Raw genomic sequence first — 25,039 nt, 5'->3', positions numbered from 1 at the left:
CTAATTCGGGCGGGTGTCGCCGGCCTCGCCGGCATCCTGCGGCGGTAGCTGCAAGGTGTCCGTGGCGTGGTCGAGCACGGCCTTGAGCGCTTCCTGGTCCTGCGGCCGGCCGCCGACCGTGATCTCGATCGCCGACCGCTTGCCGCCGTCGGCCGGGATCCAGCGCGACAGACCCATCCGCGGGCCGCGCACCTTGTCGACGTAGGTGTAGATCAGGGTGCCGTCGGTGCGGCTGAGCACGTTCAGATCCTGCTCGTCGATGCTGTTCGCCCGGGCTGTCACGAGGTCGTCGGGCGTCTGCTTGCTGCCGCGGGTGTCGAACCGGATCTGCCAGACCCCGGTCGGGTCCACGAACTTCGGCCTGGCCCCGGTCTGGATGCTGGTCCAGCCGTCCGGCACCTCGGTGGTCACCGGAGCCTTGTCGGTGCCGAAGGTCTGCGTCACGTAGGTCAGGGAGTCGGCCTTCAGCCCGTCCGTCGGCCCGGGCGTGCTGGGCGTCGTCGAAGGCGTGGCCACCACCTGCGACGGCGTGTCGGGGCCGTTGGCCCGGTTGATCGCCAGAACCGTCCCGAAGACGGCCACGCCGACGGTCATCCCCGCCAGTGTCGCGACCAGTGCCTGGTGCCTGGGCGTGAGCATCCCGACCTCGCCTTCCGTTGCCTCGCCCCGATTATCGTCTACGGAGGGGGCTTCGCCGAAACCCGGCGTACGCTGGCCCGTCGTGGAGACGGACGAGGCCCTCGACCAGGCGCTGCGCCGCTACGACGCCGGTGAGGCGGAGCGGGCCGACCTGAAACTGCTGGTGAAACAGCTGCTGAACCTTCTGGTGGCGAAGGCGCCGGGGCATGCGGTCGAGGTGCGCGTACCGCCGTACGGCGCGGTGCAGTGCATCGAGGGACCGCGGCACACCCGCGGTACGCCGGGCGCCGTGATCGAGATGCCGGCCGAGATGTGGATCGCCCTCGCGCTCGGCCGGGTCAGCTGGCCGGACGCTCGCGCGACCGGCAAGGTCCGGGCCAGCGGCGAGCGGACGGATCTCACCGCCCTGCTGCCCCTCCTCACCCGTTAGGCGCCCCTGGCAACCAGATGGTGGAAACAGGGTCGTCTTGCGCGGACACAGATGACACGATGGGCCGGTGAGTCTTCGAGCGCGGCTGGCGCGGCTGAGCGTCGACCTGACCCCGTGGCGCGGGTCGCGCGACTTCCGGATCCTGCTGATCGCGGGGACGGTGTTCTTCCTCGGCGGCATGGTCGGGTACGTCGCGCTGCCGTTCCAGCTCTACCAGTTGACCGGCTCCAACTTCGCCGTCGGCGCGATGGGCCTGGTCACCATCGCGCCCCTGGTCGTCTTCGGCCTGTACGGCGGTGCGCTCGCGGATCACCTCGATCGCCGCAAGACCCTGATCGCCACCGGTATCGCGCAGGCCGCCGTCTGTGCCGTGATGCTCGCCAACAGCCTGCTCAGCCATCCGCAGGTCTGGGTGATCTACGCCTGCGGTGCCCTCAACGCGATCGCCACTTCGCTGCAGCGCCCGAGCCGCGAGGCGCTGCTCCCGCGAGTCGTGAAGCACCAGGAGATGGCCGCCGCGGTCGCGCTGAGCTCCCTCACCATGCAGGTCGGCCAACTCGCCGGCCCGGCGCTGGGCGGCGTACTGGTCGGCACCGCAGGCGTCAGTTGGGCATTCGGCATCGAGCTCACCGGCGTGATCCTCGCGACCTCGCTCTACGTCGGGCTCGGCTCCTACAAGTCGAGCGAACACAGCAAACCGCCCAGCCTGCGCGGGATCGGTGAGGGGATCACCTACGCGTTCCGCCGCAAGGACCTGCTCGCGACGTACGTCGTGGACATGGTCGGGATGTTCCTGGCGATGCCGATCGTGCTCTTCCCCGCGTTCGCCACCGACATCCTGAAAGAGCCGAAACTGCTCGGTCTGCTCTACAGCGCCGAGGCGATCGGGGCGATGGCGGCCAGCCTGACCAGCGGCTGGGCCAAACGCGTCCATCACCAGGGCCGGGCGGTCGTGCTCGCCACCATCGGCTGGGGTGCGTCGGTCGGGCTGGCCGGCCTGGCGCCCAACATCTGGGTCGCGATCGCCTTCTTCGCGGTGGCCGGCGGTGCCGACATGGTCTCGGTGCTGTTCCGTTCGGTGATCTGGAACCAGACCATCCCGGACGAGATGCGCGGCCGGCTCGCGGGGATCGAGATGCTCGGCTACTCACTCGGCCCGCTCGGCGGCCAGGCCCGCTCGGGCCTCGTGGCCGACCTGACCGGCGTACGGACCGCGATCGTCAGCGGCGGCATCCTCTGCGTCGCGGGCGTCATCGGTACGACGGTGTGGTTGCGCGAGTTCTGGCGCTACGACGCCCGCACGGACGAGCACGCCATCCGCGAGCGAGACCTCCGCACCGCAGCCGAGGCGGCCGGCTGACTGACCTCCGCGGCGCGGCTGTGGTGACGAGGTAGCTTCGGGGGCATGGTTCGCTTCTACGTCCTGGCGACGTTGATCGGCTTGGGCGCGGTGACACTGATGGCCGCGGTCATCGGTGGACCCGGCTGGTGGTTCCTGCTGGCGGTCGTGGTCGCGTTGGTTGCCCTCGGCATCTACGACCTGGTGCAGAAGCAGCACTCGATCCTGCGGAACTACCCGGTGATCGGGCACATGCGGTTCCTGCTGGAGGGGATCCGGCCGGAGTTGCAGCAGTACTTCATAGAGCGCAACTACGACGGCCGCCCGTACGACCGGGACACCCGCTCGACCATCTACGCCCGGGCCAAGGGGACCAACGAGGAACAGCCGTTCGGCACCGAGCGGGACGTGAACGAGATCGGGTACGAGTACCTGGTCCATTCGACCGCACCCCGGCCGGTCGCCACCGAGGTCCCCAGGGTCCGGATCGGCGGCCCGGACTGCCGCGCGCCGTACGAGATGGCCTTGCTGAACGTGTCCGCGATGAGCTTCGGCGCGCTCAGTGCCAACGCGCTGCAGGCGCTCAACCGGGGCGCCGCGAAGGGCGGGTTCGCGCACGACACCGGTGAAGGCGGGATCAGCCCGTACCACCGGCAAGGTGGCGACCTGGTCTGGGAGATCGGCAGCGGGTACTTCGGCACGCGGACCAAGGACGGCGACTTCGACCCGGACCAGTTCCGCGACAAGGTGGCCGACGATCAGATCAAGCTGATCTCACTGAAGCTCAGCCAGGGCGCGAAGCCGGGCCTCGGCGGAGTTCTGCCGGGTGCGAAGGTGACGGCCGAGATCGCGGCTGCCCGCGGTGTCCCGCAGGGGGAGAAGTGCGTCTCCCCGCCGTACCACAAGGCGTTCTCCACGCCGCGCGAGCTGATCTTGTTCATCGCCCGGATGCGTGAGCTGGCCGACGGCAAACCGACCGGTTTCAAGCTGTGCGTGGGGTCGCGCACCGATGTGCTGGCGATCTGCAAGGCGATGGTGGCCGAGGGGATCACGCCCGACTTCATCGTGGTCGACGGAGCTGAGGGCGGCACCGGGGCGGCACCGCAGGAGTACGAGGACCACATCGGTACGCCGTTGACCGAGGGCCTGCTGACGGTGCACAACGCGCTCGTCGGAGCCGGGCTGCGCGACCGGGTCAAGGTCGGGGCCAGCGGCAAGGTGGCGACCGGGGTCGACATCGTCAAGCGGATCCTGCAAGGCGCGGACTACACGAACGCCGCCCGGGCGATGATGATGGCGACCGGCTGCATCCAGGCCCAGACCTGCCACACGAACACCTGTCCGGTCGGGGTCGCCACCCAGGACCCGCGCCGGATGCGCGCGCTCGACGTGGCGGACAAGACCGATCGGGTCGCCAACTACCAGCGCGAGACGGTCCAGCAGGCGATGCAGGTGATCGCCTCGATGGGCCTCGACAGCCCGCACCAGCTCGAACCGCGGATGCTCCGCCGCCGGATCGACCACACCCGCACCGAGAGCTACGCGGAGCTCTTCGACCACCTGGCCCCCGGCCAGTTGCTGGGCAGCGCGCACGACCTGCCCGAGGACTGGGCCCGGGATTGGGTACAGGCAGACCCGGACGTGTTCAAACCCTGAGGAGCCGCAGATGACCACCATCGCTGAACTGCTCGTCGAGTCGCTGGCCGAGCACGGTGTCCGTTCTGTCTGGGGCGTCGTCGGTGACGCCCTGAACCCGGTCACGGACGCGATCCGGCGCGAGGACCGGATCGAATGGATCGGCGTCCGGCACGAGGAGGCCGGTGCGTTCGCGGCCGGCGCCCAGGCAGCGCTGACCGGCAAGCTCGGCGTCTGCATGGGGACCGTCGGCCCCGGCGCGATCCACCTGCTCAACGGCCTGTACGACGCGGCCAAGTCGCGCGTCCCCGTCCTCGCGATCTGCGGCCAGGTCCCGCGCGAGGAGATCGGCAGCGACTTCTTCCAGGAGGTCGACAACGACGCCGTGTTCGCCGACGTCGCCGTCTTCCGGGCGACCGTGATGACACCCGAGCAGGCACCCGGGTTGATCGAGCAGGCTGTGAACACCGCGCTGGCCGAGCGAAGCGTCGCCGTACTGTCGATCCCCGGTGATGTCGGTGGTCTCGAGTTGCCGCACGGAACCGCCGTACCGCGTTTCCTCGAGCCCGCCTCGCACACGGTTCCGTCGGCCGAGGAGTTGGCCGGTGTCGCGGCTGTGCTGAACGCGGCGTCCAAGGTGACGCTGCTGGTCGGCATCGGAGCGCGCGAGGCGCTGACCGAAGTACAGGAGCTCGCCTCGACGCTGGCGGCTCCGGTCGTGCTCACGCTGAAGGCGAAGGAAGGGTTCGAGGAGTATCTGCCGCAGGAGGTCGGGCAATCGGGGCTGATCGGCAACCACGCGAGCAAGGTGGCCTTCGATGGTTGTGAGGTGTTGTTCCTGGTCGGCACGGACTTCCCTTATCGCGAGTTCCTGCCGGGCGGGAAGACCGTCGTACAGCTCGATCTGCGCGGCGAGCACATCGGCCGGCGGGTCGGCGTCGACCACGGGCTCGTCGGGCACGCGAAACCTACGCTCGCGCAATTGCTTCCCCTGCTGACAGCGAAGAAGGACACGGACCACCTCGACAAGGCGCGTTCGGCGTACGAGGCGTGGCGGAAGCGGCAGGAGCAGTTCACCGATCCTGCGTTCGACCGCAAGCCCAAGGGTTTGTTGCGCCGCAAGGTCGACAACCCGGACGGCCGGATCCGGCCGGAGTTGCTGGCCGCTGCCGTCGATCGGCATGCGGCCGACGACGCGCTGTTCACGACGGACACCGGGATGTCGACGGTGTGGTTGTCCCGCTTCGTGCGGATGCGCGGAAGCCGGCGGCTGGTCGGCTCGTACAACCTCGGGTCGATGGCGAACGCGATGCCGCAGGCGCTCGGGCTCGCCGCGGCCGATCGGAGTCGTCAGGTCGTCGCGTTCTGCGGGGACGGCGGGTTGTCGATGCTGCTCGGCGACCTGATCACCGCCGTCGCGTACGAATTGCCGGTGAAGCTGGTCGTGTTCGACAACGGCCGACTCGGCATGGTGAAGCTGGAGATGGAGCAGGTCGGCCTGCCGGAGTACGGGACGAAGCTCGCCAATCCCGACTTCGCGGCAGTGGCCACCGCGATCGGGTTGACCGGCATCCGGGTCGAGAAGCCGGGTGACGTGGACGCTGCCGTGCGGGACGCCTTCGCGATGCCGGGCCCGGTGCTGCTCGACGTACTGACGAACCCCGACGAGGTGTCGGTCCCGCCGTCGCCGACGCTGAGCCAGGGCTGGGGGTTCGCGATCGCCAAGAGCAAGGAGTTCCTCGAAAGCTTTGAGTAGTGTGGGTGACCATGCGCATGCGTTCGGTAGTAGGGCTCCTTGGGGTAGCCGCGTTGCTTGCTGGTTGCAGCGGGCCGGGGAACGAGGACGCGCCGAACGTGCCGCCGCTGGTCTCGGTCCCGACGACGGAGACACCCACACCGACGCCGACTCCCACCCCGAGTGATCCGGCGACGTCGAAGGTGGCCGACACGTTGTGCACGCGGGTCGACCAGACGCTGGTGCGCACGACGCTCGGCGTACCGGTGGTGGAGATCCAGCCGAAGCAGCTCCCGGCCGACTTCGGCCTGCCGACGTACGACGTGTGTCAGCTCGCGCTGAGCACCGCCTCGAACGGTCCGGTACTGCGGATGGGCGTGTCCGTTCTGCCGGCGACCAAGACGGAGCTGGCGGCGGCGCAGAAGGCGTACGCCGCGACTCGAGCGGAACCCGCCAAGCCGGTGACACTGGGCTCGGGTGGGTTCGGGACGAGCCGGTTTGTGGTCTTCCTGCTCGGTGGGCGGCTTGTGAAGGTGAGCGGACCTCCGGCGACGCCGGCGAAGTACGTCGTACTCGGGCAGGAAGCCGTCCGGCAGGCGCCCGGGTTGCCTGATCCTGCGCCGGTGATCGCCCGCCCGGAGTGCGAGCGGGGGACCACCAAGGCCGCCAAGGTAATGGGTGCCCCGGCGATCATCCGCCGCGACAGCGAGACTTCCGCCGGCGACCCCGTCTGCGGCTGGATCACCGCGACCGGCGTCCTCTACACCACCGCCCGCCGGGTCACGGACGCCGAAGCGGCGATGGTCCCGATCCGCAAAGCACCCACCTCGATGTCCGTCCCCCTCGGCGACGAGGGCTACGTCGACACCACCACCGGCCGCGGCACCATCCGCGTCGGCACCGGCAAACTCGTCGACCTGATCCCGATCGGCATCGCCCACCCCGACCCCGACACCATGGTCGCCTTCGCCCTCTCCATCAACAGCCTCTACACCCGCTGATCAGCTGGTGGTTGTTTGGTGGAGGGCGGTGGTGAGGGTGGTGATGGCTTCGGTGAGGTCGGTGGGGGTGCGGGCTGCGTAGCCGAGGACGAGGCCTGGTGGGGTGGGGGTTTGGGCGTGCCAGGAGAGGGGTTGGGTTTTGACACCCAGGGCCAGGGCGGAGCTGGCGAGGGCGACGTCGTCCAGTGGGGTGTCGAAGGTGATGGTGAGGTGCAGGCCGGCGGCGGCGCCGTGGACTGTTGCCGTGGGCAAGTGGTTGCCGATGGCATCGATGATGGCGTCGCGGCGTTGCCGGTGACGGCGGCGGACGTAGCGGAGCTGGCGTTCCAGGTCGCCTGAGTCCATCAGCTGGGCGAGCACCAGTTGAGGCAGGCTCGCGTTTCCCAGGTCTGCAAGGCGTTTGGCGCGGATCAGAGCCTCCTTGTACTGCGGCGGCGCCAGCATCCATCCGATGCGGAGCGACGGCGCGAGCAGCTTCGAGACGCTGCCTGTGTAGATCACCCGGTCGGTGAGCATCGCGTGCAACGCGGGAACCGGAGGCCGGTCGTACCGGTGTTCCGCGTCGTAGTCGTCCTCGACGATCAACCCACCCTCCGCTGCCCACTGAATCAACTGCCGCCGCCGTTCCCCACCAAGCACGACACCCATCGGGAACTGATGCGCAGGAGTCGCCAGTACTACGCGCGCTCCCGTCGCGCGGAGTTGATCGACACAGAGCCCGTCGGAGTCGACCGGGATCGGCGTCGTCCGCATCCCGTGGTTCTGCAAGTGCTGGCGTGATCCGAGCGACCCGGGATCCTCGACCGCGAGCTCGGTCGTCCCCTCGTCCTTGAGGACCTGGGCGATCAGGCCGAGCGCCTGGGCGACGCCGGCGACGATGATGAGGTCGTCCGGATCGGCCTTGATGCCACGGTTGCGCGCGAGCCAGGTCGCAACGGCCCGCCGCAGCCTCGGCGTACCGGCTGGTTCGCCGTAACCGAACTCGGCCGCGGCCAGGTCGTTCAGCACGGCCCGCTCCGCCTTCAGCCAGGCCGCCCGCGGAAAAGCGGCCAGATCAGGCACCCCCGGCGTGAGATCGAGCCGAGCAGGCACTGCCCGCATCACATCGAACACATCCAGCCCCGGCTCACCCACCACCGCCCCCGCCACCCCGGCGCCATCCGCCGCCCCGCCGTCGCTCCCGGCCCTGCTGGCCTGCGCCGACCCTCCGTCGCTCCCCGCCCCGGCGCCGTGCGTCGACCTGCCGTCGCTCCCCGCCCCGGCGCCGTGCGCCGATCTGCCGTCGCTCCCCGCCCCGGCGCCGTGCGCCGACCCGCCGGCCGCCGCCGATCCACCGCCGGCCGCCAACCCAGCGCCGCCCGCGGGCCTGGCGCGACCATTGCCGGGGTTTGCCGGCGACGTGGTGGTGTCGTCGAGTGGGGCGGCTACGACGGTGGTGCCGGCTCGGCCACGGCCGGCGATGTGGCCGTCTTCGGTGAGGCGCTGGTAGGCCTCGGTGACGACACCTCGGGAGACCCGCAGCTCGGCCGCCAGCACCCGGGTTGCCGGTAGCCGGCTGCCGATCGGGAGGCGGCCGTCGGAGATGGCAGCCCGGAGCTGCGACGCCAGCCAGTTGGCCAACCCGCCCGCCGGGACGTCGCCGAGCGACAACTGCAGGAAGTCGGCTCCGCTTTTGGACCTACTGATCGCACCCGGTATGGACCTGTTCACTAGACCATTGTGACGCCAGAGTGGAGTTATGGGAATCGATTACGTCCACGGATACACGACCGCCGAGACATGCCGACTGACCGACCAAGCGGGTACTTTGGCCGACCTGCTGCACGGCGATACGCAGTACGAGCCGGGCAGCAAGGTGCTGGAGGTGGGCTGCGGCGTCGGCGCGCAGACCGTGCAACTGGTGACGAGGAGTCCGGGCATCCGGCTCACCGCCGTCGACATCTCCGAGGAATCGCTCGCGCATGCCAAAGCACGAGTCGCCGCGGCGGCTCCACAAGCTCACGTCGAATGGCTGCAGGGCGATCTGCTGGCGCTGCCCTTCGAGGACCAGACCTTCGACCACCTCTTCGTCTGTTTCGTGCTCGAGCACCTGCCACAACCGGCCGAGGCACTGGCGAGCTTGCGCCGACTGCTACGGCCGGGCGGGTCGATCACCGTCATCGAAGGCGATCACGAGTCGGCGTTCTTCCACCCGCGCAGTCCGGCGGCGCAACGCGTGATCGATTGCCTGGTCGAACTCCAGGCCGAGGCGGGTGGCGACGCGCTGATCGGGCGACGACTGCAACCGCTACTGGCGGAGGCCGGGTACGACGAGGTCAGTGCCCGCCCGCGCACGGTGTACGCCGACGAGACGCTGCCGCACCTGGTCGACGGGTTCACCCGCAAGACCTTCATCGCGATGGTCGAGTCGGTCCGCGAACGCTCCCTCACCAGAGGTCTACGGACAGAAGCCCAATGGGAGCAGGGGATTCGCGACCTGGAACGCGCGGCCGAACCCGGCGGCACGTTCCACTACACGTTCTTCAAAGCCGTCGGAATCAAGGCCGCGGATACCGGGGGAGCCGGCTCGTGGTCTGGCTGATCCTCATCTCCGCGATCGTCGTCGCTGCCCTCGAACGCAACCGCCGCCGACAACCACACCCCCGTCCGCGCACGTCCGGCAGCTCTGACGTCCAGGATCGCGACACAGAGCGGGTGATCGCCGAACTGCAGGCGACGGCCGGGCGCGAACTGTGACGCGCGACAGGGTGGGGCGCATTGGTCCGGGCTGGTAGACAGGGGACTATGGCCGCGACCGAGCAGTTGGAGATCGAGACCAAGTACGACGTCGACGAGCACGCGATCTTGCCGGCTCTGCACGAGCTGCCCGGCGTCGCGAGCGTCGCCCAACCGGTCGAGCTCGACCTGGAGGCGGTGTACTTCGACACGGCCGACCTGGCTCTGGCCTCGAACAAGGTGACCCTGCGCAGACGCACCGGCGGCGAGGACGACGGCTGGCACGTGAAGCTCCCCAGCTCCGAAGCCGGCCGGCTGGAGATCCGTCATCCGCTCGGCCGCGCGGTCCGGAAGGTGCCGCTGCAGGTGATCAGAACAGTCCGGGTGCACGTCCGCGACCGCGAACTCGCTCCGGTGGTCATCCTGCGGACCCACCGGATCGTGCACCGGCTGCTGGACGCCGACGGCGAAGTGCTCGCCGAACTCGCCGACGACCACGTGACCGCCGAGATCGAGGGGGCCGAGCCGGATCGCTGGCGGGAGTGGGAACTCGAGCTCGTCAACGGCGGTCCCGAGCTGGTCGAAGCCGCCGAGCCGCTGCTGCGCGACGCCGGCGCGACACCGGCAGCGGGCCCGAGCAAACTCGCCCGGGCGCTCGGTTCGCGGATCCCGGAGCCGGTCGAGTGGGAGTTGCCGAAGAAGCCGCTCACCGCCGACCTCTTCCGCCTGTACGCCGGTGCGCAGGTCGAGGCGATCCGCTTGCGCGATCCCGAAGTCCGCCGGGACCTGCCCGACTCGATCCACAAGATGCGCGTCGCCACCCGGCGCCTTCGGTCGGCGCTGGCCAGCTACCGCCCCGTGGTGGATCGCGAAGCCGGAGACGCGATCCGGGCGGAGCTGAAATGGCTCGCCGGGGAGCTCGGCGGGGCGCGCGACGCCGAAGTACTGCGGGAGCACCTGGCCGGTGTCGTCGCGGAGCAGCCGGCCGAGCTGGTGATGGGCCGCGTCGCCGGTGCGATCGACGATCACCTGCGGGCCGTCTACAAGGCAGCCCGGGTCGATGCGCTGGCCGCGCTGGAGAGTGCGCGGTACTTCCGCCTGCTCGATTCGCTGGACGAGCTGATCGCGAACCCACCGCTGACCGGCGACGAGCGGAAGGCGGCCAAGCAGCTTCCAGCGATCCTTGAGCACGACTGGAAGCGGATGCGAAAGGCCGTCCGCCGGATGGAGTCCGCCGAGGATCCGGTGGCGCGGGATCACGAGCTGCACGAAGTACGCAAGGCAGCCAAGCGACTCCGGTACGCCGCGGAGTCGGCCGAGCCGGTGCTTGGTTCGGAGGCCACGGAGTTGGCCGGCCGGGCCGAGCAGGTCCAGGAGGTCCTCGGTGACCACCAGGACAGCGTGGTCGGCCGGGAATTGCTTCGCCAGTTGGCTGTCGAGGTCCACCTGTCCGGCGGCAATGCCTTTACCTTCGGGCGACTGCACGCCGCCGAGGAGTACCGCGGCGAGCGTTCGTACCGGGAGTTCCTCGAGCTCTGGCCCACGGTCAAATGAGAGAGCCCCTGGCCGGCTGCCAGGGGCTCCTCAGCGGGTGGTGCTGTCAGGCAGGTTCGCGTCGAACCAGCAGAACCTGCCTGACAGGTCTCAGTGCTGCACGGCCTTCTCCGCGCCGGCGCCGGTGAGTGAGCGGACCTCCATCTCGGCGAACTTGTCGACGTTCACCGCTTCCTTGCTGGTGAGCGTGCCGATGATGCCGAGCAGGAACGCCAGCGGGATCGACACGATGCCGGGGTTGTCCAGCGGGAACCAGTGGAAGTCGATCCCGGTGTCGGTGATCATCGACAGGCTGGCGTGGGTCTTCTTGTCGACCTTGCCGGACACGACCGGGGAGAACGCGATCAGGATGATCGCGGACGCCAGGCCGCCGTAGATGCTCCAGAGCGCGCCGCGGGTGTTGAAGCGCCGCCAGAACAGCGAGTACAGGATCGTCGGCAGGTTCGCACTGGCCGCCACCGCGAACGCCAGCGCCACCAGGAAGGCGATGTTCTGCCCGTTGGCGAAGATGCCGCCGATGATCGCGACGATGCCGATCACGACCGCCGTGATCCGGGCCACCCGGACCTCGTTGTTGCCGCTGATCTGGCCCTTCTTGATCACCTGGCCGTAGACGTCGTGGGCGAACGACGTACTGGCGGTGATCGTCAGCCCGGCGACGACCGCCAGGATGGTGGCGAAGGCCACCGCGGAGATCACCCCGAGCAGGAGTTCGCCGCCGAGCTCGAAGGCCAGCAGTGGCGCGGCCGAGTTCGCCTTGCCCGGTGCTGCCTTGATCCGGTCCGGCCCGACCAGCGCGGCCGCGCCGTACCCGAGGACCAGCGTGAACAGGTAGAAGATGCCGATGATCCAGATCGCCCAGCTGACACTGCGCCGGGCCTCTCGCGAGTTCGGCACGGTGTAGAAGCGCATCAGCACGTGCGGCAGACCGGCCGTTCCGAGCACCAGGGCCAGGGCGAGCGAGATGAAGTCGAGCTTGCTGACCCCCGTCGCGCCGTACTGCAGTCCCGGGCTGAGCAGCTTCTCGCCTGCGGCCGGGCTCTTGTCCACCGCCGCGCCGAGCAGTGCGGACAGGTTGAAGGTGTACTTCGCCAGCACCCAGAACGTCATGATGCCGGCGCCGATCACCAGCAGGACGGCCTTGACGATCTGCACCCAGGTGGTGCCCTTCATTCCGCCGACCAGGACGTAGGTGATCATCAGCAGGCCGACGACGGCGATGACGATGTTCTGTCCGGCGCGGTGCGAGACACCGAGCAGGAGCGCGACGAGGCCGCCCGCGCCGGCCATCTGGGCGAGCAGGTAGAAGAAGCTGACCACCAGCGTGGAGATGGCCGCAGCCATCCGGACCGGCCGCTCCTTGAGCCGGAACGACAACACGTCGGCCATGGTGAAGCGGCCGGTGTTCCGGAGCAGTTCGGCGACCAGCAGGAGAGCCACCAGCCAGGCGACCAGGAAACCGATCGAGTACAGGAAACCGTCGTACCCGTTGACCGCGATCGCACCGGCGATGCCGAGGAACGAGGCGGCCGAGAGGTAGTCGCCGGCGATGGCGATGCCGTTCTGCGGGCCGGTGAAGGACCGGCCGCCCGCGTAGTAGTCGGCCGCGGTCCGGTTGTTGCGCGAGGCCCGGATCACGATCAGGAGGGTGGCCACCACGAACAGCGCGAAGATCACGATGTTGACGGTCGGGTTGCCGATATCGGTTGCCAACGGCAACATCAGGGGCGCGCTCACAGGTCCTCACCTTCGATCAGGTTCCGCATCCGCTCGGCCGGCGGGTCGATCTCCTTGTCGGCCCAGCGGACGTAGATCATCGTGATCGCGAAGGTGGAGACGAACTGGCCGAGCCCGAACAGCAGGGCGACGGTGATGTTCCCGCCGACCCGGTGCGACATGAAGCCGTGGGCGTAGTCGGCGAGCAGGACATAGACGAAGTACCAGACCAGGAACAGGCCGGTCATCGGGAACACGAAGCGGCGGAAGCGGCGGCGCAGTTCGGAGAAGTCCGGTGACAGCTGGACATCCCGGTACGTCGTCAGTTCCGGATCGCCCGCGCGACGCGTATCGCTCATCGCGGACCTCCAGACGAATCTCGGGCCGGGCGGAGACCGGCGCGCAGGGTTGTTGGCCAAACTGTGGCCCAGGTCACGGTCGCCCGACAGCACGCACACGCCTCGAGCGCCCAGCGGCCCCGCCCCCTCGCCCGACGGTGCCCGTCTCCGCGACGAGCGGTCGAAAACCCGCGACGAACGGAAGCACGCCGTACTGCGATCGCCCGGCGAGCGGTCCATCCTCGTACTGCGTACGCCCGGTCGGCGGTTGGCGGGCGCCGGCAGCGCGTTGTCAGGCGGAGGGGAGACCTCGGTCGACGTCGACGGCTTCGGGGGTGTGTAGGCGGACCATGCTGCGGGCGGTGCCGCGGGGGATGCGCTCAGGGGTCAGCTTCGACACCACGACGACCGTCAGGAACGCGAGCGGCATCGTCCAGGCGGCAGGCTGGCCGAACAGCGCCTTCGGCCAGCCGCCGGACGGTGGTCCGATCACGTTCACCAGGACGGCGGTGATCGCGGCGACTCCACCGACCACGAGCCCGGCCGCGGCACCGGGGACGGACATCTTGCGCCACCAGATCCCCAGCACCAGCAGAGGACAGAAGGTCGACGCGGCGACGGCGAACGCGAGCCCGACCGTGTCGGCGAGACTGAGTGCTTTGGTGAGGTTGAAGGCGAGGTACGGGACGGCGATCGCGAGCAGGGCCGCGATCCGGAAACTGTTCACTGCAAGGTAATCGCCACCGGTCAGCCGGTGCAGCCGGGACCGGAGCAGGTCCTGGTCGATCACCCCGGCGATCGCGACCGTGAGCCCGGACGAGGTCGACAGGAACGCCGCGAACGCACCGGCGGCCAGCAGTGCTCCGAGCAGGTCCCCGGTCGTGCCGGCGAAGATCCGGCTGGGCAGTTCGAGGACGACGGTGTCGGGTGACGTCCCGATGAGGTCGGCCGCGAAGGATCGGCCGAGTACGGCGTACAGGGGCGGGAACAGGTAGAACAGCCCGAGCAGAGCCAGGACGACGACGGTCGTCCGGCGCGCGGCCCGCCCGTCGGGGTTGGTGTAGAAGCGAACCAGGACGTGCGGCAGGCCCATCGTGCCGAAACAAAGGGCCAAGAGCAACGAATAGGTGGCGTAGAGCGGGTGGTCCCGGCCGCCGGCGTGGGAAAGGGGTTCGGCCCATTCCGAACCTGCGCCCTGGAGCGAGTCGAGCAGCCCGACCGGGTGGTCCATCGATCGCCAGGTGATCAGGATGACGAAGATCGGAACGGCCAGCGCGGTGAGTTTCAGCCAGTACTGGAAGGCCTGGACGAAGGTGATTGAGCGCATCCCGCCGGCAGCGACGTTGATCACCACGATCGCCGCGACGATTGCGGCCCCGACGGCCGGCGGAGCTCCTGTGACGGCATGGAAGGTCAGTCCGGCGCCGCGAAGCTGCGGCAGTAGATAGAGCGAGCCGATTCCGGCCACCAGGCCCGAACAGAGTCGCCGAACCACCGCGGACTCGAACCGGGTCTCGGCGAAGTCCGGCAGCGTGTAGGCGCCCGAGCGGCGCAGCGGCGCGGCGATCAGTACCAGCAGCATGAGATAGCCGACGGTGTAACCGACCGAGAACCACAACATGTCGGCGCCGTTCACCAGGACCAGGCCCGCGACACCGAGGAAAGAGGCCGCCGACAAGTATTCGCCGCTGATCGCGGAGGCGTTCCAGCGCGGCGACACGGCCCGGCTGGCGACGTAGAAATCGCTGGTGGTACGGGAGATCCGGAGCCCGAACAGGCCGATCCCGATGGTTGCCGCGATCACCAAACCGATGGCGGTCAAACTCATTGCCGATGACATCTAATTCCTCCGGGCCGGCATCATTTCCGCCCGACGAACTCGGTGAACTCGGCTTCGATCCGCTCGGCGTTGCGGACGTAGATCCGGGCCGATACGTAGACCACCGGGTAGACGACGAAGACCAGCAGGATCCAGGGGAGAGGGATGCCGAGGATCAGTAGTTTGCGAGTGGCCGGCAGCAGGGCGAACAGCAGCGGGAGTCCGCCGAGTACGACTGCGGCCCCGGCGACCACGGCGAGGGCGAGGCGGAGCTGGGACTGGATCAGCGAGTGCATGTAGACCTCGCCGAGGCGGGTCTGCTCGTCGATCTCGCGGGTGCCTGCCGGCGTACTGGGGCGGCGGGCCGCACTCGTCCGAGGGCTCGTCACCCGAACCCGACGCGGTCCCTCCGCCGGCGTACTCATCCCCGCAGCGAGGTCGACCGGACCAGCAGGTCGCGCAGTTCGCGGGTGTGCCGGCGGCTGACCGGCAACCAGTCGTTGCCGACGCGGACCGCACAGCGACCGCCGTCGACGCGCATCTCGTCGACGTGGGCCAGCGCCACCAACGTACTGCGGTGGATCCGGGTGAACCCGGCGTCGCGCCAGCGCTCCTCCAGCGTGCTGAGCGGGATCCGGACCAGGTGCGAGTTCTGGCCGGTGTGCAGGCGCGCGTAGTCGCCCTGCGCCTCGACGTACCGCACGGTGGAACGCTGGACGAATCGGGTCACGCCCGCGAGCTCGACCGGGATGGTTTCGTCTCCTGTGTCGATCGGCGGCGGCTGAGCGGTCGGCGTACCGGCGCTGACCACCCGGCGTACGGCTTCGGTCAGACGCTCGGCGCGGACCGGCTTCATCACGTAGTCGGTCGCGTTCAGATCGAAGGCGTCGACGGCATGCTCGTCGTATGCGGTGACGAAGACGATCCGCGGCGGCTTGGCGAACTTGGACAGCACCCGGGCCAGGTCGATGCCGTCCAGGCCGGGCATCTTGATGTCGCAGAACACCACGTCCAGATCGGCCGCTTGCAGGATCTTCAGCGCCTCGGGCCCGTTGGACGCGGTCTGGATCTCGCCGATCCGCTCGTCCTGCCGCAGCAGATAGACCAACTCGGCCAGCGCAGGCTCCTCGTCATCAGCAACGAGCGCGCGTAACGGAGAGTCGGTCATGGCGCACAGACTAAGGGGACGCATGCACGCCTGAGGAGTATTTGGGCACTCGGAAACTTACCTTCGTGCCGGCGTCCGGAGCCGTTTCCACCACCAGGCCGTACGCGTCGCCGTACACCTGCCGCAGCCGGGAGTCGACGTTGCCGAGGCCGATCGAGTCGCCGCTCGGCTCGCCGGCCAGAGCTGCGCGGATGACTTCCGGGTCGCTGCCGGCGCCGTCGTCCTCGACGCTGATCTCCGCTTCGGAACCGCGGTCGAGCGCGCGGATGGTGATCCGCCCGACGCCGGTACTGCCTTCCAGTCCGTGCCGTACGGCGTTCTCGACCAGCGGCTGGACGACCAGGTAGGGGATGGCGACAGCCAGTACTTCGGGCGCGATCAGCAGCGATACGGTCAGGCGCTCACCGAAGCGCGCCTGCTCCAGGACGAGATAGCGCTCGACATTGCGCAGTTCATCGGACAGCGCGGTGAACTCGCCGCCCCTGCGCAAGGCGTACCGGGAGAAGTCGGCGAACTCGAGCAGGAGCTCACGGGCCCGCTCCGGATCCGTCCGCACGAACGAGGCGATCGCGGCCAGCGCGTTGTAGATGAAGTGCGGGCTGATCTGGGCCCGGAGCGCCCTGAGTTCGGCCTCCATCGCGCGGGTGCGTTCCTTGTTGAGCTCCGCCAGCTCCACTTGGCCGGAGACCCAGCGGGCTACCTCCTCGGTTGCGCGGACGAGCGCAGCCGACGAGCGGGGGCTGTACGCAACCAGTACCGCGACTACGCGTTCTTCGGTGACGATCGGAGCGACCACCGCAGTACGGATCGGGCATTGTGGGTCTTTGCAGGCCACATCATGAGCACCGAGTACTGCGGTCCGCCCAGTGCGCAGGGTGTGCGCGGCGATGGACTTGGCGTCCACACGATGGTTGGACTCGTACGGCCCGCCGACCCCGTCCCAGGCGAGTACGCCGGACGAATCGCAGATCGCGATCGCCGCAGTACCGAGCAGGTCCCGCAGATGCTTGCTCGCCTTACCCGCCGCCTCCGGCGTCAACCCCTCCCGCAAACTCGGCGTAGCCAACGAGGCGGTATGCAGCGTCGCATACGTCGCCTTGTCAGCCGGAGTCCCAAAATGCTTCCGCCGCCGAGCAAACATGCCCCGACGGTAACCGCTGAGAGGCTGTAACAGGGGAGAGCGGCGCGATCCCGCCCACGCGCCTCCTGTGTCGGCGCTCCCCACCCCCAGCTACGGCGCTCCTAAGTCACGCCTCTCGCTGCCTCGCCCCGAGCGGGTTCACCGATCAGCCGGGTTCAGCGATCAGCCCGAGCGGGGGAGGTAGCCGTGGGTGAGGAGGGTGATCAGGTGGTCGGCTGTGCTGTCGGGGGTCCAGCCGTAGGTGCTGTGGTGGGCGCGGAGGTGGACATAGGTGAGTAGCAGGGCGTCGGTCAGGGCCACGACGAATCTCGTCGGGTTGTCGACCGGTGGGAGGCTTCCGTCGGCGGCGGCCTGTTCGAGGATTCGCAGCCATGGTCCGAAGTAGTCGAGCTCCAGGCCGGCTGCGTCGAGGTCCGGCTCGTGAAAGGCCAGGTCGGTGTGCGCGAGCAAGGGCAGGTTCCGCTCGGCAACAGCACACAGAGATCTGAGCGCTGCCTGGAGGCGATCAAGGCCGGAGCCGGGCATGGTCAGCGGATGCCACATCAGTTCCTGGTAGTCAGCCGCCAGCTTCCGCCTCAGCACGAGTTCGACGTTGGCGCGGGTGAGTCCGGCTCGCCAGACCGTTGCCCGTGAGACACCCGCGCGCTCGGCAATCCGGTCGAGGCTGAGCGCCGTCCAGCCGTCCTGGTCGAGCAACTCGGTGGCCACGGCGAGCAATCGGCTGTCCATTGGTCGCTCCGTCGATTCATGGATGAAACGAACAGTCTCATGGCACGACGAAGCATGTCTAACTCCGAGCGCCTTGCCACCGATCACGAGGTCACCCTGCGATGGGCTGATACCGACCAGTCGCACCCGGCGATCGACGTTCTCGTCCGGCTCATTGCCCTGACCGATGACGCCTACGACGCGGGCGATCTGTCCCCCTACCTGATGGAGCCGGGGCCGGGCGGTAGCTGGACTTGGACCTCCAAGCTGCCGCCGACCTGCGGACGGCCTATCAGTTCTGCCCGGTTCGCGATCGGCCGTTGCGTGGACAGACGCCGGACGAGGATCGGTGGCTGCAGATTCTTGCGACCGGCGTGCCGGATCCGATCGCCGCCGCGGGCCTGCCACCCCAGACTCTGTGGGGCAACCCGGGTCCAGCGTCGATTCTCGAACTGCCGGCCGCGCTGCCGCAGCCTTGGGTCGCCCGGCGCCCCGCCGTACCGCCGGGAGAGTCGACCCGGGTCGAACTAGGGGACTCCGTCATCCACATCTGGACCCCCGCCACGGATCAGCCGCTGGAGCAACTGCCGGTGGTGATCTCCTTCGACGGCGGTTCCTGGCTCCGGATCGGCATCACGGCCACGTTCGCGAACCTGGTCGCCGATCGCGTCGTACCGCCGTTCGTCGCAGTCCTGATCGAGTCGATCAAAGGTTCCGTCGAGCGCGGACCGACGCGGATCCAGAGCCTCACGCATCCGGACCAGTTCGTCGACTTCGTTCTGGCCGAGCTGCTGCCGTACCTCCGCACCAGCTATCCGGTGACCAGCGACCCCAATCGCACAGTTCTGGCCGGCCAAAGCCTTGGAGGCTTGGCTGCTCTCCATGTCGCGGCTGTCGCGCCGGACCGCATCGGGTGGGTGATCGGCCAATCAGCCGCACTCTGGTGGCCGGGCGACGAGTCCGGCGGGCTGCCCGGCGCGGCGGTGATCGCAGCCTACGAAGAGGCCGGCCCGCGATCGCCACAGTTCTTCCTGGAAGTCGGCAGCCAAGAAGGCGACCTCCTGACGGAGAATCATCGATTCCGCGACGTCCTGCAGGCCAGTGGCCACGCGGTGTCGTTCAGGGAATACCGCGGTGGTCACGACCTGGCCTGCTGGCGAGGCGGCCTGGCCGACGGAATCATCGCCGCCCTCCAGTAAGTCTCTCTGCCGCCGATAGGCAATTCCCCGGCGGCGGCAACCTTTTGGCCGTGGGTGGCAACTGGGGGTGGACGTCGACTCGGTCAACTGAACGGATGGATATGAGGACAACGAAGCACGGTGCGGCGCAGGTGCCGAAGCAGCAGCGGTGGGCCTTGGGGATTCCGGTCGTGCTGCTGGCTGCCGGTGTGGTGGTCTGCCTGATCGCCGTGCTCCCCACCAGGGGCGGCGCTGCTCCTCGTCGTACTGCCGACGCGTCCGTCGCGGGTGCCAAGGCGAGGGTTCCGTCCGGGTCCGGCTCCACAGACGTGACGGCCGACGCCACCACCGCGCCGACGCCGTCGCCCCTCACGAGACCGAAGTCATCGCCCCGTACTACGACGCCTTCAAGCCGTCCGCCTGCGGCTACTCCTACCCCGCACGTCGCATCCAGCACGCCGCGCGTGGCTACCAACACTCCGCGTACGCCGTCCGCGGCGACCTCGGGATCGCTGGCGGGACGGATCAAGCCGGGCGTCCGGTACCGCGGTGTCGCGACCGCCTACGAGGCAGGTGACGGCAATGGCGCCTGTCTCTACGGGCCGTCCGGCGGCGACCTCATGATCGCGGCGATGAACCACACCGACTACGAGTCGGCCAAGGCCTGCGGGGCGCATGTCCTGGTCCGTGCGGCCAACGGCGCCTCCATCACGGTACGGATCGTCAACGAGTGCCCGTTACCTTGCGCCCCGGGGCAACTGGACCTCAGCCAACAGGCTTTCGCCAAGCTCGCCAAACTCTCCGTCGGTCGGCTCCCGATCACCTGGACCCTGGTGAGCCCCGCTGCGTCCGGCACGATCTCCATTCGATACAAGGACGGTTCCAGTCAGTACTGGTGCGGTGTGCAGGCGATCGGTCATCGCAACCCGCTGGCCGCACTCGAGGTCCAGACTGCCAAGGGCTGGCGGAAGCTGCACCGCACCGACTACAACTACTTCCTTTCCACCGACGGCAGCGGCTGCGGCAAGGCGATCAGGATCACCGACATCTACGGTGAGCGGCTGACCATCAACGGGATCGCAGTCAAACCGGACGTCGCGCAGCGGACAGGCGTCCAGTTCGCGCGGCATTGATCGTGCCGCCGGTCCCTCGTCAGGACGTCACCGAAGCGCCATGAGGCCGGCGGCGCTGAGCTCGCCTCCACCGGCGTTCGCCGTTCGGCAGCCGGAGAGGGGCGCTGTTACGCTCGGGCCTCTTGTTAACGCGCACATCGCAGGGGGAGGGCGACCGCGGGAGATGCTCCTCGATGACGCGTCCGCGGAGTTCCACGACTTCTTCGAACGCCACCACGCCGAACTGGCTCGTCTCGCTCACCTCCTGACCGGCGAGAAGGACGCGGCCGACGACCTCGCCGCCGATGCGCTGGTCGCCTTGTGGCAGCGCTGGGACCGGCTGCGGGCCGCGCAACACCCGGTCGCCTACGCCCGCGGCGTAGTGGCCAACCTGGCGCGGGAACGGATCCGGAGTACGGTCCGCGAGCGACGGCGAGTAGCGCTGTTCTGGTCACGTAGTACGGAACTGGTGGATGGGCCGGACGTTGCGGTCGTGCTGGACGTGCGGGCCGCACTCACCCGGCTGCCGTTTCGCAAGCGGGCGTGCGTAGTACTGCGTCACGCCTTCGACCTGTCGGAGAAGGACACCGCCGCGGCGCTGGGCATATCGGTCGGTACGGTGAAGAGCCAGACCTCGAAGGGAATGGCCGAGCTGGAACGGCTGCTCGGCGCAGCAGCAGTCGGCGAACTCGCGGCAGGAAGGAGGAACCGGTGAACGAGGAGATCAACCGACGGCTCCGAGAGGCCGCCGAGGCCCACGAGCCCAACCGCCCAAGGATTCTGGCGCGGGTCGAGCGTGGCATGGCCGACCCGGTCGTCCGGCACCGCACACCTTCGATCGCCAGGTCATGGCCCCGCGCGGCGATCGTCGGCCTCGTCGCCGCCGCCACGCTGGCGACCGGTGGTCTGGCCGTTGCCGCCATCGGCGGAGTTCCGTCGCTGCCGGCCGCCGCTCCCCCTGCCGTCGCCTCGACTTCGCCCGTCCCATCCCCGACCGTCACCTCCACGTCGACGCCCTCGGCGCGCGCCACGAGCACCGGTCGGGCTCCCGCCACTACCGCGCCCAGTTCGCGGTCGACTCCATCGGGCGGCAGTCGGCTCCAGGACGGGCCGTTGCGATCCCAAGGTTCGATCGACGTGCACAGCAATCTCTACTGGGCCCAGAACGACCTCATCCTCAAGACCACCGAGCAGCTCACCTCACTCACCGTGGAACTACGCATTGCCCAGACAGGCGGTGTGCAGAAGACCGGGAACTGGCAGACACTGTCCAGCGACGACTTCACCGTCACCGTCCAGGAGTCCGGCGGCGCACTGCTCTACCGCTGGACCCTGAAGCCGGGCCACACCGTGCCGGCCGGCGAGCACGAGTTCGCCGCGCAGTACAACCACGCCCCCGGCATCCGCAAGATCAAGCGCGACACCTACCACGTCCACGCCCAAACCCCCCGCGCCTCCAGCGAAGTCTGGGGAGGCTTCACCCCACCTCGCTGAGGATGGCCCCGCACCGGCGGCAACGACGGTACGGCGACTGACGGTGCTGGGACAGAACTGTCGACTCCGCTGGCTCAGGCTTGGGGCAGCGGAAGGCGCGACGAAGGAGTGCCGTGGCTGGGGGGGTGGGGAGCGCCGACGGAGGAGGTGCGTGGGTGGGGTCAAATTTCCGTGCGGGGGCGGAAGGCCTCCAGGGCTTCGGTGTCTGAGTAGGTGGTGAGGAGGTATTCCTGCGACCAGGAGGCGATGTGGGGGTAGGTCGACTGGGTGGCGAGGGTGGCCGCGGCCTGGGCGGGGTCGAAGTGGGTACGGCGGAGTTGGACACCTGCCGAGTTCAAGAGGGCCCAGCTTGCGCCGGGGGCGCCGTACGGCATGCCGATGCTTCCGGCGTTGACGACCAGGCGGCGGTCGACCTGCCGGGCGAAGGGCATGTGGGTGTGGCCGCAGACGATGGTTCTGATGTCGTCCGGTACGCCGGTGAGTACCGTTGTCCAGCGGGAGATCGGGCTGTCGACGAGCACCATCTCCTCGTCGTCGCGCGGGGTCGCGTGGCAGAAGAGTGTGTCGCCGAGCGTCACGGTGGTCGGCAGGTTGTCGAGCAGCTCCACCTGGTCGGGACGCAGTTGCTCGGCCGCCCACGGGCTGACCGCATCGGGTGGGGTTCCCTCGAACGAACCGCGCGCCATCGCGACCAGCTCCCGGTCCGCGTTCCCGCGCACCCAGACGGCGCGTTCGCCCAAGGAAACAAGGAGATCCAGCGTCTCCACCGGCTGCGGCCCGCTGGCGATGTCGCCGGCCAGCACGATCACCTCCGCGCCCGCGACGTCCGGCTCAGCCAGCACGGCTTCCAACGCGGGCAGTACTCCGTGGATATCGGCCAGCACCACAACGCTCATACCGACCAGTGTGGCCGCAGTCGACGCCGCCTGGCGCCCGCTCTGCTACCAGCAGACGCGCCAACCAGCTACCCAGCCGACGTCGCAGCGAACCAACGCCGGAACAAACCGAACGAGACCGCTCATCGGCCGATCATGAGTTCGCCCTTGGCGAGTGGGGTGGCGAGTTCGCAGGCGCCGGTGGTGATGGTGCAGCGGAGGATAGAAGCCTTCGTCTCGGGGCCGTCGTCGGCGAGGATGAGGAGGTGCTGGTCGTCCTCGGCGACGGTCTGGCGGAAGGACAACCCGGTCCATTCCCGCAACAGGCTGCCGGTACGAGCGTCGAGCGCGGCGGCCAGCCCCTCGGCGTACCCGTCGACGCGTGACGGTCCGCTGATCGCCGTCCGGCCGTCGGCGGTGAAGCCCTTGATCTGATACTCACAGGTCCGCCACAGACTCTTGCCGCTGGCAACTTCGATGGCGGCAGAGCAGGTGCCGTTGTCGTTCAGGACGGTCAGTACTCCGGCCGTCCTGCCGTCGGGGGACAGCGCGGTCGGTGAGGTGACCGTCTTGACTTCGGCGGCAGCCGAGTTCGCCGGGTCCCATTCGTACAGCTGCCAGGTGGGCGAGTTCTGGGTCGTGAAGGCGCGGTAGTAGACCTTGCCGTCCTGGTAGGCGAGCACCGAGACCTCCCAGCGGTTCGGCAGCTCCAGTTTCTTCACGGCGGGGAGACCGGCGTCGGTGACCGTCGCGTAGACAGTGCTGCCCTGCATCGCTCCGCCGTCGGCGGCGCTGACCTTCTTGGTCGCGTAGGCAGCCTCCTTGCCGTCCGCGGTGCTGACGATCGAGGTGACATCGGGAGTGTGCTTGACCTCGTCATACTGGATGGTGAGCAGTTCGGTGCCGAGGCCTTTGGTGACCACGGCCAGTACGGCGTCGCCGACCCGGGTGATCGCCTGGATCTGCCCGGTACCCGGGACCTTCACCACGTCGCCCGCGCCACCGCGGACTTCACGGCCGACCAGGTACGCCACCTGTGGGTCACGGCCCTTGCTGAGCTTGTTCAGCTTCAGCGCCACCTTCACCGGCCTGCCGGCGGTGGACGGTGTTGCCGGTGTTGCCGGTGGCGTCTGGGCGGACGGCGTACCGGCTGGGGTCTGCGGGACCGAGCTGGTGGCTGTCAGCGGAGCTGCGGAGTTCGCGCCCGGTTCGGGTCCGCGCTGGGAGGCGATGGCGCCGCCGACCACTACGGCGGCCACTGCGATCGCCGCGACCAGCACGACCAGCCGGCCGTTCATCTGCTTCATTGCCAGGCTCCTAAAGAGGTACGTCGTACTCGACCAGCGGGGTGGCGATCATGCGCTCAGCAGGAGTCGCTCCGCGGCGAGCGGTGTCGCGAGCTCGCAGTCGCCGGTGCTGATCGCGCAGCGGACGATCCCGTACTGCGTATTGTTGCCCGAGGCACCCGATGCGCTCACCACCAGCAGCAGGTGCTCGTAGTCTTCGGGCGCCGCGTTCTGCACGCAGGCCTTCCACTCCCGCAGCAATCGCCCGGTCCTGGTGTCGAGGACCGCCTCTGCCGAGGCGCAGCTGCCCTGATCCCGCGACGGGACACCGAACACCATGGCGCCGCCCGGACTGAACCCGTTGAGGGAGTAGTCGCAGGTCTTCCAGACCCGCACACCGCTACTGACGACGTTGATCGCCGAACAGGAGCCACTGTTGTTAACCAGCAGTGTCGAGGCAGCGGTCTTGCCGTCGGAGCTCAGCTTGGTCAGGTAGGGGATCGTCTTGACCAGCTCGGCCTTGGTGGAGCCGGGCGTCCACGCATAGGTGCTCCACGTGGCACCAGAGCCGAGTACGTCGGAGGACTGGTAGTAGACCTTGCCGGCGGCATAGGCGAGGACCTTGAAGTTCCAGCCGGTCTTGAGCTTCAGTGACTTCAGTGACGTGCCGGAGTCGGCATAGACAGTGCCGCCTTCGACCGGCGGGAGGCCACCGTCGTACGCCGCGTACGCAGCACCGCTGCGGTCCTCGTTGACCTCCAGGTGGTTGACGCCTGTGATGCTCTTGGCGCCGTTCGCGTTCAGCCGTTGGAGGTGCCAGCCGTTGTCGTTCGTGGTCAGGGCAAGGACGGAGCTGTTCACCCGGGCGATCTCGAGAACGTCCTCGGTGCCAGGGATTCGCACCGGCCCACCGGCGCCGCCGCGGACCTCGCGGCCTACCAGATAAGGAATTGTCGGCGGCTGTCCCTTGCCGAGTCCGCGTAGAGCCAGCGTGATCCTGGTCGGTCCAGTGGTCGCCGGTACGCCGGTCGACGGCGGCAGCGGCGCCGCGGCAGCAACGCTCTCGGAGTGGGGGACCCGGCGAGAAGCGACCGTGCCGCCGAGGACGACCGCAGCGACCGTCGCTGCCGCGACAGACACGACCACTAGGCCGCTG

At 68.8% G+C, this 25,039-nt stretch carries 24 protein-coding genes; 12 read left to right on the top strand and 12 right to left on the bottom strand.

The genetic code is table 11. From position 1 onward, the window contains the following. A complete protein-coding gene (locus EV138_RS13850) occupies positions 1–639 on the bottom strand; it encodes a hypothetical protein (protein WP_133979320.1) in 639 nt (212 codons plus the stop codon). Positions 640–721: 82 nt separating this feature from the next. On the opposite strand from EV138_RS13850, the gene EV138_RS13845 reads away from it, so the two are divergent. From EV138_RS13845 to EV138_RS13825, 5 genes are all read left to right on the top strand, one after another. After that, complete coding sequence (locus EV138_RS13845; protein ID WP_133979319.1) at positions 722–1,069, top strand: sterol carrier family protein; 348 nt, start codon at positions 722–724, stop codon at positions 1,067–1,069. Between the two features lie 67 nt (positions 1,070–1,136). Then, positions 1,137–2,429, top strand: coding sequence for an MFS transporter (locus EV138_RS13840; RefSeq protein WP_133979317.1), 1,293 nt, complete (start codon positions 1,137–1,139; stop codon positions 2,427–2,429). A 45-nt stretch (positions 2,430–2,474) separates the two neighbouring features. After that, positions 2,475–4,064, top strand: coding sequence for an FMN-binding glutamate synthase family protein (locus EV138_RS13835; protein ID WP_133979315.1), 1,590 nt, complete (start codon positions 2,475–2,477; stop codon positions 4,062–4,064). Positions 4,065–4,074: 10 nt separating this feature from the next. Further along, positions 4,075–5,799 carry a thiamine pyrophosphate-dependent enzyme gene (locus EV138_RS13830; protein WP_133979313.1) on the top strand — a complete coding sequence of 575 codons (1,725 nt, stop codon included), beginning with the start codon at positions 4,075–4,077 and terminating at the stop codon, positions 5,797–5,799. An 11-nt stretch (positions 5,800–5,810) separates the two neighbouring features. Next, a complete protein-coding gene (locus EV138_RS13825; RefSeq protein WP_238158120.1) occupies positions 5,811–6,779 on the top strand; it encodes a hypothetical protein in 969 nt (322 codons plus the stop codon). Here EV138_RS13825 and EV138_RS13820 read toward each other — a convergent pair whose 3' ends face one another. Further along, positions 6,780–8,489 (bottom strand): aminotransferase-like domain-containing protein, encoded by a 1,710-nt coding sequence (locus tag EV138_RS13820; RefSeq protein ID WP_133979311.1) that lies wholly within the window; start codon positions 8,487–8,489, stop codon positions 6,780–6,782. Positions 8,490–8,517: 28 nt separating this feature from the next. On the opposite strand from EV138_RS13820, the gene EV138_RS13815 reads away from it, so the two are divergent. Genes EV138_RS13815 through EV138_RS13810 form a run of 3 tightly spaced genes read left to right on the top strand, consistent with a single transcriptional unit; the run spans position 8,518 to position 11,048 of the window. Then, complete coding sequence (locus tag EV138_RS13815; RefSeq protein ID WP_133979309.1) at positions 8,518–9,360, top strand: methyltransferase domain-containing protein; 843 nt, start codon at positions 8,518–8,520, stop codon at positions 9,358–9,360. Next, positions 9,348–9,515 (top strand): hypothetical protein, encoded by a 168-nt coding sequence (locus EV138_RS37265; protein ID WP_166678585.1) that lies wholly within the window; start codon positions 9,348–9,350, stop codon positions 9,513–9,515. The genes EV138_RS13815 and EV138_RS37265 overlap by 13 nt, the downstream gene beginning before the upstream one ends. A 48-nt stretch (positions 9,516–9,563) precedes the next feature. Then, positions 9,564–11,048 (top strand): CYTH and CHAD domain-containing protein, encoded by a 1,485-nt coding sequence (locus tag EV138_RS13810; protein ID WP_133979307.1) that lies wholly within the window; start codon positions 9,564–9,566, stop codon positions 11,046–11,048. Between the two features lie 90 nt (positions 11,049–11,138). Here EV138_RS13810 and EV138_RS13805 read toward each other — a convergent pair whose 3' ends face one another. From EV138_RS13805 to EV138_RS13775, 7 genes are all read right to left on the bottom strand, one after another. Beyond that, positions 11,139–12,785: a monocarboxylic acid transporter gene (locus EV138_RS13805; RefSeq protein WP_238158119.1), complete on the bottom strand. Its 1,647-nt coding sequence runs from the start codon at positions 12,783–12,785 to the stop codon at positions 11,139–11,141. Continuing rightward, positions 12,782–13,123 carry a DUF485 domain-containing protein gene (locus EV138_RS13800; protein ID WP_133979305.1) on the bottom strand — a complete coding sequence of 114 codons (342 nt, stop codon included), beginning with the start codon at positions 13,121–13,123 and terminating at the stop codon, positions 12,782–12,784. Before EV138_RS13800 ends, EV138_RS13805 begins: the two co-directional genes overlap by 4 nt. Positions 13,124–13,394: 271 nt before the next feature. Next, positions 13,395–14,930, bottom strand: a complete 1,536-nt coding sequence (locus EV138_RS13795; RefSeq protein WP_238158118.1) for a sodium/solute symporter — start codon at positions 14,928–14,930, stop codon at positions 13,395–13,397. Between the two features lie 32 nt (positions 14,931–14,962). Further along, positions 14,963–15,346: a hypothetical protein gene (locus EV138_RS13790; RefSeq protein ID WP_133979301.1), complete on the bottom strand. Its 384-nt coding sequence runs from the start codon at positions 15,344–15,346 to the stop codon at positions 14,963–14,965. Continuing rightward, positions 15,343–16,089 (bottom strand): LytR/AlgR family response regulator transcription factor, encoded by a 747-nt coding sequence (locus tag EV138_RS13785; protein ID WP_133979299.1) that lies wholly within the window; start codon positions 16,087–16,089, stop codon positions 15,343–15,345. The genes EV138_RS13790 and EV138_RS13785 overlap by 4 nt, the downstream gene beginning before the upstream one ends. A 10-nt stretch (positions 16,090–16,099) precedes the next feature. Beyond that, a complete protein-coding gene (locus EV138_RS13780) occupies positions 16,100–17,230 on the bottom strand; it encodes a histidine kinase (protein ID WP_112241308.1) in 1,131 nt (376 codons plus the stop codon). Between the two features lie 162 nt (positions 17,231–17,392). Next, positions 17,393–17,959: a TetR/AcrR family transcriptional regulator gene (locus EV138_RS13775; protein ID WP_133979297.1), complete on the bottom strand. Its 567-nt coding sequence runs from the start codon at positions 17,957–17,959 to the stop codon at positions 17,393–17,395. A 233-nt stretch (positions 17,960–18,192) separates the two neighbouring features. On the opposite strand from EV138_RS13775, the gene EV138_RS13770 reads away from it, so the two are divergent. The 4 genes from EV138_RS13770 to EV138_RS13755 all read left to right on the top strand — a co-directional run bounded on the left by EV138_RS13770 (position 18,193) and on the right by EV138_RS13755 (position 21,722). After that, positions 18,193–19,137 (top strand): alpha/beta hydrolase, encoded by a 945-nt coding sequence (locus EV138_RS13770; RefSeq protein ID WP_133979295.1) that lies wholly within the window; start codon positions 18,193–18,195, stop codon positions 19,135–19,137. Between the two features lie 101 nt (positions 19,138–19,238). Next, on the top strand, positions 19,239–20,249 hold the full coding sequence (locus EV138_RS13765) for an expansin EXLX1 family cellulose-binding protein (RefSeq protein ID WP_133979293.1): 1,011 nt from the start codon (positions 19,239–19,241) through the stop codon (positions 20,247–20,249). 163 nt (positions 20,250–20,412) lie between these two features. After that, complete coding sequence (locus tag EV138_RS13760) at positions 20,413–20,943, top strand: SigE family RNA polymerase sigma factor (protein ID WP_133979291.1); 531 nt, start codon at positions 20,413–20,415, stop codon at positions 20,941–20,943. Continuing rightward, complete coding sequence (locus EV138_RS13755; protein WP_133979288.1) at positions 20,940–21,722, top strand: hypothetical protein; 783 nt, start codon at positions 20,940–20,942, stop codon at positions 21,720–21,722. The genes EV138_RS13760 and EV138_RS13755 overlap by 4 nt, the downstream gene beginning before the upstream one ends. Positions 21,723–21,883: 161 nt before the next feature. On the opposite strand, the gene EV138_RS13750 is transcribed toward EV138_RS13755, so the two are convergent. The 3 genes from EV138_RS13750 to EV138_RS13740 form a co-directional block, all read right to left on the bottom strand. Then, positions 21,884–22,618 carry a metallophosphoesterase family protein gene (locus tag EV138_RS13750; RefSeq protein ID WP_133979286.1) on the bottom strand — a complete coding sequence of 245 codons (735 nt, stop codon included), beginning with the start codon at positions 22,616–22,618 and terminating at the stop codon, positions 21,884–21,886. 122 nt (positions 22,619–22,740) lie between these two features. Beyond that, positions 22,741–23,904 carry a hypothetical protein gene (locus EV138_RS13745; protein ID WP_133979283.1) on the bottom strand — a complete coding sequence of 388 codons (1,164 nt, stop codon included), beginning with the start codon at positions 23,902–23,904 and terminating at the stop codon, positions 22,741–22,743. 48 nt (positions 23,905–23,952) lie between these two features. Continuing rightward, positions 23,953–25,023: a hypothetical protein gene (locus EV138_RS13740; RefSeq protein ID WP_166678584.1), complete on the bottom strand. Its 1,071-nt coding sequence runs from the start codon at positions 25,021–25,023 to the stop codon at positions 23,953–23,955. Between the last annotated feature and the right edge of the window lie 16 nt (positions 25,024–25,039).

The organism is Kribbella voronezhensis, assembly GCF_004365175.1.
Taxonomy (GTDB): domain Bacteria; phylum Actinomycetota; class Actinomycetes; order Propionibacteriales; family Kribbellaceae; genus Kribbella; species Kribbella voronezhensis.
Note: the sequence above shows the minus strand (reverse complement) of the source record. Positions and strands in the feature narration are given on the sequence as shown.